Annotated in this window: 7 protein-coding genes and 1 pseudogene; 3 read left to right on the top strand and 5 right to left on the bottom strand. The window is 39.2% G+C overall.

What is annotated here, in order from left to right; genetic code table 11:
• Positions 1-49: 49 nt before the first annotated feature.
• Positions 50-1,546: a glycosyltransferase family 2 protein gene (locus H509_RS25530; protein WP_051287216.1), complete on the bottom strand. Its 1,497-nt coding sequence runs from the start codon at positions 1,544-1,546 to the stop codon at positions 50-52.
• Positions 1,547-2,166: 620 nt separating this feature from the next.
• On the opposite strand from H509_RS25530, the gene H509_RS0115235 reads away from it, so the two are divergent.
• Positions 2,167-3,000, top strand: coding sequence for a peptidoglycan-binding domain-containing protein (locus H509_RS0115235; protein WP_028545840.1), 834 nt, complete (start codon positions 2,167-2,169; stop codon positions 2,998-3,000).
• 333 nt (positions 3,001-3,333) lie between these two features.
• Here the strand turns inward: H509_RS0115235 and H509_RS0115230 are convergent, their stop codons facing one another.
• Positions 3,334-4,071, bottom strand: coding sequence for a restriction endonuclease (locus tag H509_RS0115230; protein ID WP_028545839.1), 738 nt, complete (start codon positions 4,069-4,071; stop codon positions 3,334-3,336).
• A 178-nt stretch (positions 4,072-4,249) separates the two neighbouring features.
• On the opposite strand from H509_RS0115230, the gene H509_RS0115225 reads away from it, so the two are divergent.
• Both H509_RS0115225 and H509_RS25525 read left to right on the top strand, forming a co-directional pair.
• A complete protein-coding gene (locus tag H509_RS0115225) occupies positions 4,250-4,486 on the top strand; it encodes a hypothetical protein (protein ID WP_028545838.1) in 237 nt (78 codons plus the stop codon).
• A 1,118-nt stretch (positions 4,487-5,604) separates the two neighbouring features.
• Positions 5,605-6,763, top strand: a pseudogene (locus H509_RS25525) (IS3 family transposase).
• A gap of 122 nt (positions 6,764-6,885) precedes the next feature.
• Here H509_RS25525 and H509_RS0115205 read toward each other — a convergent pair.
• The 3 genes from H509_RS0115205 to H509_RS27735 form a co-directional block, all read right to left on the bottom strand.
• The gene (locus H509_RS0115205) at positions 6,886-8,577 is read right to left on the bottom strand and encodes an Eco57I restriction-modification methylase domain-containing protein (protein WP_028545835.1); all 1,692 of its coding nucleotides are present in this window, start codon (positions 8,575-8,577) and stop codon (positions 6,886-6,888) included.
• Between the two features lie 14 nt (positions 8,578-8,591).
• Positions 8,592-11,609, bottom strand: a complete 3,018-nt coding sequence (locus H509_RS0115200; protein WP_028545834.1) for an Eco57I restriction-modification methylase domain-containing protein — start codon at positions 11,607-11,609, stop codon at positions 8,592-8,594.
• Between the two features lie 1,035 nt (positions 11,610-12,644).
• On the bottom strand, positions 12,645-12,791 hold the full coding sequence (locus H509_RS27735) for a hypothetical protein (RefSeq protein ID WP_157277747.1): 147 nt from the start codon (positions 12,789-12,791) through the stop codon (positions 12,645-12,647).
• Between the last annotated feature and the right edge of the window lie 64 nt (positions 12,792-12,855).

Here is a 12,855-nt window from a genome sequence, read left to right as displayed (position 1 = left end):
GTCACTCAACTTGCATTTAATTACCGTAACCCTCGCTACAAACTCATTTTTAATGAACATCTATCGATTCCCCAACAGCCTGCGTTCCAGTTATGATATTTTCCAAATGAATAGGAATGTTTAATTCAGCGCATAAATCCGTCACGTCCTGAATCGATGACCAATAATTACGCTCTTTTAAATGTCCTTTTCGCAAACCAGAAGAGACGATGTAAATATCCGGCTGAAAACGTGCCAGAACGGATGGAACATCAATTTTATTTTGCTCCATCAGCGTCTCACTCGCCCATGCTGGCATATGATCATCCCCATGAATCCAAACCACCTGCCGAGCAATGCGATGCAATTCCTGCAACAACATACGCTGCATGTAAGGGTGAAACACTCGGATATAATCCGTCATAATAACGACATCAAAGAAGTGGTCTGTAAAAGGGGTATCACATCCGATCAGATGGAACGTTTGTTGTCCTTCCAGTTCCTTAGTCAACTGCTCATAGCTCTTTTGTCGATGGGCAAATAGATGACTGGTATTCAGTTCTTTTGCGACAGCTGGCTGTTCGATGCCAAGTAGTAGGGACCTGCTTGTACCCCTTATATACTTGTTTCTAATCTCATTAAGGGTTAGCGCTGAAACTGTATTGGCAGGCCATAGGTGTGTGAGGTCTAGCTGATGCATTTTTTCGAGTACAGGCCCGATGAGCAGTCCTTGATAATATACAAACAGCTCTGTTTCCATGCGGTAGTGCTTGTGGTGCATCCGAATACGGTTGTTGCGGTCAGATAACATTTTTTGCTCGGTTAATGATGTGGGATGAGGCAGATGAAGCGCGTAAGCTTGTCTCTCACCACGGAAGGATGCCCCAGCAAGATATAGCCGATACGCAAATTCGATGTCCTCTGTCCCCCAGCCCATAAATGTGTCATCGAATCCATTTACTTGTCGCGCTAAAGATGCAGGTACCGTTATTGCTCCTGCTAACCCGAATTCCCACGGAGCAGGCAAGCCATCGAGCCGATCCCGCAGCATTTTAAACGTAGGCTCACGATAATCTTGCCAGATGGAGGCGTCTTTGTTCTGTTCCACCCATTGCTGAAAGTTATAGGGATTTAAATTTTCAATCGCGCTTAAACCCGAGTTATCCGTATCTAAAGGTACACCATAGATGACGTGCAGCAGTACCAAGCGGGAGGTAACGGATGCTGTTGTTGCATATTGAGCTGCAATCCCTTTTGTAAAGGTAGACGGCACAACAATACCTGCATCTAAAAAGCAAATGAGATCGCCACTCGCCTGCTCTAGTCCTATATTTCTTGCTCTGGCACGGTTCGACAGTTCATCTCTTGGACGAAACAGATAAAGAAGATTGTGAAACTGTGCGTGAAATGAGGCTACCGCTTCCTTTGTTCCATCTGACGAGCCGTCATCTACGACGATCACTTCCATTTCAAGCTCTTGGTCAAGCTGCTGTGACGCTAAAAAAGTTAAGCCTTGTACCAAGTGAGGAGCCGAGTTATACGAAGGAATAACAAAAGATATTTTCACAAAATCCCCCCTACCCCGAATAAGTAGCAGGAAACGAGCCTAGAAAAAAGTCTAGACATGCATCATATTGTAAGATCATGGCATTTCGTTTCCTAAAATCAGGATAACACTGCTCCTTTCATCTCGGGAGGGTGAAAAAAATTCACCCTTGCGCTTTTGAACGTTTCCGCTTATGAGGATGCTGTAGTTTGAACTTTGGTCAATAGTTCGGGGTATGCTCTTGTCGGTAGTGAAGGCCTGACCATTCGTGATCAGTCGTGATACGTATAAAAAACAAAACCCACGCTCGTCTATTTTTCGAGGTGGGTTCTTGTGGCTGGAAGCATAAAGTTACGGCTTCCACTACACTTATAATGGTAACTATTCGGAACTACCGCACTTCCTAATGACCTGAGTACACGAGTACAATTTTACACATTTTTCATTGTCATCTGTTTTGTATTCATCTCTCCTAAAACGTGTTATCGATAGATACAGCATCTATACGATTTCTTTAACGACTTCGACAGTATCTGTCATTCTATCCTATGTGTATACGATTTGATTTATGATACCATTCGAGGTGAATCTACTATATGGATAGTATGATTACATTTTTATACTATTGGAGGGAATAATCGTTGAACAAGAAATCTCGTCTGTCTGTAGCATTGGCCGTCTCTAGTGTCCTCATGTTATCCGTCGTTTCAAGTGCTTTTGCAGCTGCTGGTCATAACAATGTGGCTGCTGTTGGTACTGCTGCATCTAACACGAAATACGGCACGAGCTTCCAAAGCACTTACGCATTTGGACAAACGCATGCTCAGATCGCTGTACTCAAGCAGAATCTAAAAGATTGGAGAGCATATGGCAGCAACGAAAGTTACTTTGCAGGTGTCGCCCATATTACGAGCACAAATGGTTATTTCGACCAAGCGACCAAAGATAACCTTAAAGTATTTCAAACGGTAAAAGGACTGACATCGGATGGTATTTACGGGGCTGGAAGCCGCAATGCGCTGCATGGTGCCATCGGTTCTTCTCCTGTTGGGTATGTTCGTCTGAAAGATACCTCCCATTACATCAATTACAACGATACTACAGCTGGAATTGCTGCTGATGCGACCTATAAGCTCGATCATAGCTGGGTAACATCCGCAACAAAGACCGCATTGGATCAACTTGCCTCCAGCTTTTATTCCACGTACAGCAAAAAGCTCGAAATTAATGACGGCAGCCTCATCGATGGCGTGGATACTCCAGAGCATGCAGGTCACCAAAACGGCAAAAACCTCGACATTCGCAACAGGTTTGGCACTACTGCCATGACGGCAGCGCAAGAAAAGAAATTTCTCGAAATTGCGATTGCAAACGCAAGCGTAACCAAAATTCGCTTTAGTAATACCTACGGTCTAACTAGCACTAAGCTCATCCAAGACTCCACCCATGCGGATCACTTCCATCTCGACTTCTAATCATCCCCTATGATAGATTATTACTATCTACAAGCTTTGCTTTCTACATGACCAATTGAAGATAAAACAGAAGCACAGCTGTAGTTCAGTTCATACACGCTAAGAGACTTCCTGCTGACGATTAAAGCTAGACGGGTGTGCATCTCTACTCTATACCTCACTTACGCTCAGTCGCATATAACCTTATTTGCTTCGCGACCCAGCCTCGGGCAGCTTTTATCCTAGGCTGGGTCGTTTGTTGTCTTCCTGTTTTTTAAATCCATATTAAATAACAGCGATTCTAAATTTCTCAGGGAATACATATGTAATCAAACGCACGCAATGGATAGCTCACTAAGTTGAACTTGGATCGACTTGTTGCGTATGGCGACATTTTGGATAACGACTACAACCATAAAATCTACCCTTCGGACCTTTACGAACCACCAAATTAGCGTTACATTTTGGACAAGCCGTCTCTTTTGCTGGACTATCTGCAATCACAGCCTTTGCGATCGGAGCTGCATCTGTATTAACAGCTAAAATCATTTCAATTAATTCGGCACGGTTTATTAAGCGAACATGGTTTGATTTAGCTAATTCATAGGCTGCTGCTGTATAGTCACTATTCGTTATGACCCAAGCTTCATTTGCTGAATAATATGCGATTGATGCTTGGGCTTCTTGAACAGCTTTTAATCCAACATTGTTGCTATATCTTTTTGCCTGTACGACAATCTTTTGATTCCCCTTTGAAATGAGTAGGTCGGCACCATAATCACCTGATGCATTTGTAACTTTGGTTTTGTAGCCATGTGCAGTAAACAAATGCCCGAGGTACTTTTCAAATTGAACACCGTCCATTTTATCGATCTCTGCTATGCCAGACCTCTTTAAGCGTTCGGATTTCTTCGTTTGAATTAGAACGGTCACGGTCACGAATACAGCAAGCACAGCTCCACATACAATGATTGCTGCTGTCCAGGAATGAGTAGCATTAAAGGTTCCAAAAAGCGCAGTAAGTATTGAGAGTCCTAGTATCCCATGAATCAATTCCTCTTGTTGTTTAGCTTTACTCTTTTTTCTTGCCAATACAATAACCTCCCATGATGACTATCCTATAACAACTTCGACATAAGGAGAATTTTTCCTGTAAATGGGCATATAAAAAGCGAGATGAGGAACGCCACAGTTAATGCACTGTTGTGTTTAGTAACCTTGTAATACATATACATGTAACATATTATGTAATTATAGGAGGATTGAAAAATTGAAGAAGATCGCAGTATTGTTGTTGTGTGCATGTATGCTCGATTCGTTAGGAACAGGAACCGCAGCCCAAACCAATGTTGTTGAGACAACCCCGGACTACGTAGTATCACTTGATTTCCAAACGATACCACATGATGCACTTGCTTCAGGAGGCCATGCATCTCCAATAACTGGGTATGAATTACCAATTGATATGAATGCGCGAGTAGAGTTTGTAGACCCTCTGCTTCAGTGAGTTCTCGACTCTCGGCGGTGATCGAAGAGTATACGTAGGATCATCGTATGTTAAGGGAAGAGCGCAAATAGTCGGATATTCAGTAGGACCTATCCATAATCAAAAGCTGCTCGCAAGCGTCGCAAAAGGCAAAACATATCAAAGATCAGATACGTTAGAAGTGAGTGGCACTATGTCCATAAGTGGGACGTACAAAGTAAATGTTTTGAACCTCGTGAAGTTAAGCTTGACCGGTTCCGTATCAGGTACAGTGAAAAAAAATATGGGACAACAGAGACCTATTCAGGACCTCCAGAAAGCTCCCCTTACACAACGCGTAACTATTATGGCGCTATCAACTACGACAGATACGATACTACAGTTGTCCAATATGATGCATACGACGAATACACTGGTAATATATATCAAGGCCGAGTTACGGAGACCAAGTACATTCCAGTAAATAGTGTACTGCGGCCGATAAATATTGAATACCACATCGATCAAAATTATTCATAAATCTCGGTATGCCAGAAATGACGAACAATAATATTGAATAAGCCTGAGATAGTAATTTGATTGGTATCTCCTCCCATCGATATTTAGAATATAACAAAAAGATACATTTATTAGTGATTTTTGATATTTCACAAGTTCTTTTAAATCCATTAAGATGAGATTGTGTCCCAGATATATCGATTCAAGTATATCAGCTCTTCACGTAGTACCACTAGCTTCAGCAAGCGTATCAAAGCATTCTTTTTGACACTGGTAAAAATACTAGAAGCTGACTTTTCATTCACTACGGCACATCCAAGCACCCCTTTTTGCCGAAGCAGGTTTCAGCATAGAATAGATCATTTACAGACTTGGTCAAACAGATGACGTAAAAACACGAGAATTCATTTATACATAACAAAGTAAAAAAGAAAAGAGGCATCCCAAAAGTTCGGAAAACTAATGAGAGCCTCTATAAAAGTTGATTGGTAGTTAATACATTATTAACTACTCTTACATCAAAAAAGAAAACCCTTGTAGTAACTGGGGGACTGACCCCATAGCGTGAGACAAATCAAAACACCTTCAAGTGAAATCTACTATGTCGTAAGATATAGAGAGAATCTTGGGGGTGTTTTGTCGTGGCAACGAGAGTGAGTTATCCAAAAGAAATAAAGATGAAAGCTATTGAGATGAGATTAGCTGGTATTCCAGTGAAAGAGGTTATGGAGCAGCTTAATATACGAAACAAAACACAATTAAAAACTTGGATGAGATGGTGTAGAAATGGTGAAATGCATAGACTAGAGCAACCTGTTGGCAAACAATACAGCTATGGTAAAGGTAGTGAAGTTACTTCGGAAGTGGAGATGCTGAAACTAGAAAATCGTTATCTTAAGCAGCAGTTGGATGTGCTAAAAAAGTACAAGGAGTTGGAGAGGCGGTGGAAGCAGAACTCGTAGTATCCTGTATAGAGTCCTTGCGAGGTGAATTGAGTATTACACAGGCTTGTGCATGGCTAGGAGTCCAGCGTTCGACATATTACCGCTGGAAATCCAGAAAAAAGAACATGAATGAATCCAACATCGTGGAGAGAATACGTGAGCTATACAGCCAACATAAATTCAGGTATGGATATCGAAAAATCACAGCACTGCTCCGTTTAGAGCAGCAGCAAATGAATCATAAACGGGTTCAACGAATCATGCAACGAGAGCAACTGCAATGCCGTGTAAAAAAGTGAAGAAACGTAAACGAACGGGTCAACCTGCACAAGTTGCAGAACATCTGCTCAAGCTCCAATTTCAAGCAACAGAACCTATGCAAAAGCTAGTGACGGATATTACTTATTTGCCATTTGGTCATAAGACATTGTACTTATCGAGCATTTTAGATTTGTACAACGGAGAGATTGTCGCTTACAATATTGCAGATACACAAGATACATCCTTTGTTTTAGATACGCTAAATCAGCTTCCAGCTCAGCAAGGTATGATGTTGCACAGTGACCAGGGCAGCGTGTATACGTCTCAAGCTTATCAAGAGGCTGTAAAAGAAAAAGGCATTACCATGAGCATGTACTTTAAGGGAACACCCGCTGATAATGCCACCATCGAATCGTTCCATTCTCTGCTCAAGTCTGAAACGTTCTATCTCGAAGGACTGACCTGTACAACGACGGCAATCGTTGAACAGACCGTTCGAGTATACATTAACTATTATAATTCAATTCGTATTCAAAAGAAATTAAATAACCAGTCGCCGGTACAATACCGACAACTGGCTTGCTTAAACTTGTAAGGTGTTTTGATCCCTGTCTCACAGACGGGGGTCAGTCCCCTAAGTACTGTAAAGGCTCTCTTAGATGATGTAATGATTATATGACTGCTGTGGATTGAGATTTGGTGATGATCACGCGGCGCTTATCTAACGACTGAATTTTTGGTTGATCTCCTTTTACGGTTCAAACGTCTATACATCAACTTTTTCCATATCTGTCGGAACGTTGTGACTACTTTCTCATCGATTCCGATAAATTCAATCAATACTTTCTTATCCACCTCATCTAGCACAGGTTCAATATCAATATTTCCTCTAATCGCTGCATCTATCTTAAGGAGTAAATCTTTCACAACTCTTGCATCCATTCCCTGAAGATTCGGCAGCATGATTTTCTCTAATTCGCCTGGCAAGATTTCTAGTACACCACCTCCATAACTCCTACCCTCAATCTCAGTAAAAGCAAATGTAATACTGTTATAATAAGAAAGTAAAATTTTGTCCCTGTCTAGACCTTCATTAAACTTAATTCGATGCATCGTGTCTGTACTAACCGCATTTATATCATTTAATACAAACTTCGGGAACATATTATTTCGACGTAGAAAAAATGCATCCGGAGCCCAGATTGATGGAACACGATACCACCTATCTCGTATACTACATTTATACCCTTTATTTGCTCCTTCTTGTTCACCAAGTTCAATATAATATCTATGCAAATTAGGATAGTGTTCGTAAGGAGTATCAGGAAAATCAATTAGATATGCGTCTACTCCTTTGTTTACGTTCTTTTTCCAATCTTCATCAGTAAAATAAAGACCGCTGGCATGGGAACTCCTCCCAATTAGCGGACGAGTAACATCATGCAATTCATACTCATCCACTAAGGCTTTACTTACAGAAAAATAACTATTATTGCCTGTTGTAATCCCAATGTCAACATCAGCAATTTCTGAGAAAGCTACAAAGCGGTTATTCATTTGGATTTGATAAATTAAATTTGTTTCATCAATGTCCAGAAAATATCTTGTCCATTTATTCTTATCCTTCATGGCCTGTTGATATTCAATAGGTTCCAGATCTAATGTTCTTTCGGTTAAACAATCCAAGTTCTTCAATTCAATTAATCTAATTGAACTCTTCGATTTGGAAGATGCCTCTTTATCCTTTTCAGCAAGCAACAAGACCACCTCTTGCTGGACATTTGGGAAAACAAGCTCTTCAAATGTAATTACAGTAATGGAAGATAAGTTATTGATTAAAAATAACCTTAGATCCTCTGCATAAGCCACTTGTAGCAACTCTGCTGGAATAACCATTCCAATCCTTCCATTGTCATTAAGAAGTTCTACACAAGCCACAACAAATGATACCCACGCATTAATGAGCATATTTGATTTCATACCATTCGTGACTAATATATCGGCTTGTGCAACACGTTGTTCGGAACTTAAGTACTGATAACGTATATATGGAGGATTCCCGACAATCGCATCAAACCCCTGACTCTTGCCACTCAGGTCATTTTTGTAGTGCTCATAGACAGAGAAGAAGTCCTTGTTGAGGACCTCTACATTAGAATATAACTGCATTTTCTCTTTAGCTTTTTTTGCTTCTTCTTTATCTAATTCTACCGCGACACAATTGAGTTGGGAAAAGCGTGGATGTTTCACAAGAGCTTCTAAAAATACTCCATCACCACAGCTCGGCTCAAAAGCCCTCAATGATTGTTCATTGTGGAGTGCCCATCGAATAATAAAGTCTGCTAACTCTTCTGGAGTATAGTACCCACCCCTCAGTTTTTGGTCCGAATTTTGGGCCTTCAATTTCAATTAACTCACCCTTATCATTGTAATACCTTCATTATCTCGTCTAGATCATAGATTTCAGTAATGTGGCTTTGGATTCTATTTATAAGTTGTTCCTTTTCCCGTAGTAGACTAATTTCATCTCTTATGCTTTGTCTTACAGATAGCTTGTCATTAATATCGTATATGTTCTGCGAGGATTTAATTATATCATTATATTGCTCAACTTGCCGCGAATCATTAAAGTTAATTTTTCTAATTGGCATGTCATACAGAACAGCAGTTCCTGTGGCATTGAAACCACCATCAAAATCACTGCCAATAATGGAACTCAATGCCTGATATGCCGGGTGACTCAGTGCAGCTTGGATGTATTCCAATGCATACGGGCTATCTTCCTTTTGAGCAATAGCCACATAGCCAGCAGTCCCCCCTGAAGCTATTAGCATATCATTTCTATCCATCCAATATAGTGGAGAGGAGTTTTTCATAACCTTTACAATTAATTTATCTCGATTATTGAAACTCTTGAAATGCTGACTTCGACCATAATGATACCATGTATCTGCAGTCGCATGGGGTACATCTCTTCCTTTATTACAAATTGATAAATGCTTCGGTACTAAACGTTCATAGTAGTTATTCAAATATTCCCATGTACCTGGAAATTTACTTTCCATGGTCTCTTGACTGTAAAGATTCCCATCTGCATCATAAGGGAAAATCAATAACATACTTGGGAATTCATGATCATATGACCCCTTGCCTCTTTCCTTACCAATTGGCTTGAAATAGGGTCGCACAATTTGTTTCTCGATGTTATAGTTCTTTCCGTTTCTCGAAATCTCATAATGAGTATTTGTTTCCTTTGTTATCTCTTTTTTACCAAAAGGATACACATCTTCCGCACTTGTTTGAATTCCATTTAGAACTTCTGTGATATCGATCAGTTTAATTGAGTTCTCATACAATCTTTCGAGTAGCTGTGCTTGGAATGTATTCGTAACTAGTATCCAAGGGGCTTTACTCAGTACATAATTAGGAAATGATTTCCTTTTCAGATATTCTGGATTACTTTGATTTGCCCACCATTCTTGCAAATCATCTACTTCTTCAAATGTGAATTCCTCTTGCGGTTCTTTTTTCGCAGTCAAAATAGAGCTATAGGTAAGAACCTTTTTGTGTCCAAATAACTGGGTTGAACCAAAATCAATAAACTCCGAAACATAGTGATTTTGGGTTAATAATTCTCTTAAGTGAACTCCAGAAGCGATCTTTGAAAACTTTGGAGGAATAATATAACACAACACTCCACCATCCTGAAGTTTCTGAATAGCCCTCTCTACGAACAGAAAATATTTATCAAACTGCTTATAAGATGTTGTGTACTTCCTCTTATAAATAGTTACTTCCTTTTTAGGCAGGACATTAATCATATCTTCGGTTGTCACATAAGGAGGATTTCCTATAATAATATTAAATGTTTGTACGTTATTATTAAACTCCCAATCAAATGGAAATATTGTGCTTTTTATTTCATTATTCAAATTTAATCTATCTAACATCTCACTATCAACGAGTGAATTACCGGCTTTGATGTTTCCATCAAGGTTTGGAAGTATTTGTGTATAGTTTTCAAGCGTTGGCTCAGTTTCATTGTTCAATAACTTCAATAATAGACTAAATTTAGCTGCTTCTACCGCATTTGGATCAATATCAATTCCATACACACAAGAGAGAAGAATCCTTTTCTTATCGTCAAAAGGGAGATGTTTTACCCCATCTGCACCAGGTATTAAGTATTCATGATTATGCACTTTATGCCACTGAGTACAATAATCAATTAGATAATCCAGCACTTCTAAAAGAAATATTCCTGAACCACAAGCAATATCAGCAATTCTTATTCCCAGAATTTCTTGTGGAGTCTTTCCTTCTATTACAGGAGATATAGTCTTCTGCACCATGTACTTTACAATTTCAGTTGGAGTAGAGACTATATCACGATTAACATTTTCTGCTTTCTTGGTCAAGCCTATCGATCCATCTTCATAATGAATCAACTTCTCAGCTAAGAACAACTCGTAGATCTCACCTAAAAAGTTGGCTTCAATAATGTTAAACTCGTAAGGACTTTGTGGACGATACAACTTTTCTACGATATCCATAATGATTTGATTATTGAGATCAAAAATAATATGGTCATTGTCAAACAACCCTGAATTGTACTTCCGATCTGCCTCTTTAAACATTTTTTGTAACTGGCTCTGTACTTCATTGGGATTCTCAATCGTTTTTTGCAGGTTATTATAGATAGGAAGATTCCTATCTTCGCAGATACGTAAAAATATCATCTGATTTATAAACTTCTGAGTTAAATCACTAATAAGTCCCAATGAGTACTCAGGATGAATATTGTAAAGTTGATTCGCTAATAACGTTCGCCAATCGCGAATTCGTTTTAGGAAATGTTCGTCAATCGGCATATGTACGCCGCGTTTTACTAGATATTCTAGATTCTGCTCAAATACCCCACTATAGATAGTTTCTCTTGAAATCAACTTCTCAATTTCATCAAATTTATCTTCATATTCGCTATAATGAACAGGAGGAAGAAGAAGAGCTGTATAGGGGTTATCAGAATCTCTAGGCTCGATAGTTGCGTCAAAAATAAGTAAATAATCGAAATTCGTTAGAATAACAATTAAATGATTCGCATTGTATCCATAGCGTCTAGCTTGTAGTATTGATTCCATATCCGTCAATAATGGAACTGATGGCTTCTTAGCTTCGACGAAGAATTTCTTTACACCGGAAAGCGTGAAAGCATAATCAGGTCTAGAAGTCGAAGTTAAGTAATTCTCGCGCATTACTTCACGTAGACTAGGTCTTAAGTTATTCTTATTATGTAAATCCCAACCGAATAATTCAAACAAAGGGTCAATATGTTCGTTACGTGTATCAGTCTCATTGTATTTGTTTTTTGAATCTTTGTAATAACTCTCATTTTTTTTGAATTTCTCAACAAGCTTCTTCAACTGCTCTTTCTTATTCATTAATTTCCCCTCCATTAATAGGCTCCCGACTAGATAAATTGCTATAGCAACGAAATATACACGAACATTTGTTTGGTGATATTCATTATATATCAATAATGTCGATTATTTCAATGAGGTCTAATTACATTCCTACTGCCGTCAAATCGCTATTCAAAAATAAGACAAGCAGTGAATGTTTTTTGTCTTACTATTCGACATAAATGGACAATTACCCTGCATTGAGCAAAAGAAAAACGCCACGTAGGCGCATACAAATGTCATTTCTGTCTTAACATTGTCTCATTCACAGAGTCTGATCCATACGTGAGATTGTTCTTATCTTTGCTCAAGCTAAAGAAAGTCGGTTTCGAACCTTTGATTTTGATGTCGATGCTGTATTCGTCCATTTTCACTCTGCCCATGATGGCACTTCAACATCAAAAGCTCTACACGACCTCTTTATCTTCATCTTATAAGATACACGCCAATCTCTCCGCTCATAGATTACCAATTGTCGTTCTTCTTCATTCTCTTCGTAATATATAATCTCAACCTCTAATTCTTGTGAAGTAAATATTCCGTGATCTCCAGATTCCTTACAAGAATAACAGTAGAACCAACCATTGATATACGTATCCGTATCGGCCTCTAGTATATCCTCACAATCTGCCTCAAATTTAAGAGACTCCACTATCGAAATATCAACTCCGTGATTTTTGCAAACAGCACCGAAGAGCAACAAAAGAAACTCTGTATAAGCTGAACTAATCCTCTTTGCTGCGAGGTCACCAAATATGGCTTTGCAGATTTCTTCAATGGCTGACTTTGCGCTCTTACGTTGTCCAATTGTTGAATAGATTCATAGACATCCGCATATACAGGAACAAATGACATGATCCTTTGATGAAATTGTCCGATTATCGTGCCGCGATAACGGAACGTAATAATTCTTTCTCGCTGATCCACTGTAATCTCAATATTACTCTTGCAATATTGGTCATTCAGAATGGCAAGCAAGATCTGTTTAGAACGTAACTTTCGCTTGCGAGTGTTTTATATCCAATAAGGATCAAGAGATTCCAGTCGCCAAAAGCTTTTGAATTTCTCCCTACGGAAGTCCTCAGCAGGAATGGATAGTAAATAAGAATAGGGATTTTTCAATCCTTCATTTACCGACTCTATCGGTTGTTGTACGTTCAAAATCATCGCTCCTCTCATTTATCAGAAGATATCTTCATTAGCAATATACACACGCATTTCATAG

It is taken from the genome of Paenibacillus taiwanensis DSM 18679 (assembly GCF_000425125.1).
Taxonomy (GTDB): Bacteria; Bacillota; Bacilli; order Paenibacillales; family Paenibacillaceae; genus Paenibacillus_B; species Paenibacillus_B taiwanensis.
The sequence above is the reverse complement of the archived record's forward strand: the minus strand, read 5'-3'. Positions and strand labels throughout refer to the sequence as shown.

Bases quoted from the DNA above. Each gene is read 5' to 3' on its own strand.
- H509_RS0115200 (WP_028545834.1), bottom strand. From the start codon at position 11,609: ATGAATAAGAAAGAGCAGTTGAAGAAGCTTGTTGAGAAATTCAAAAAA.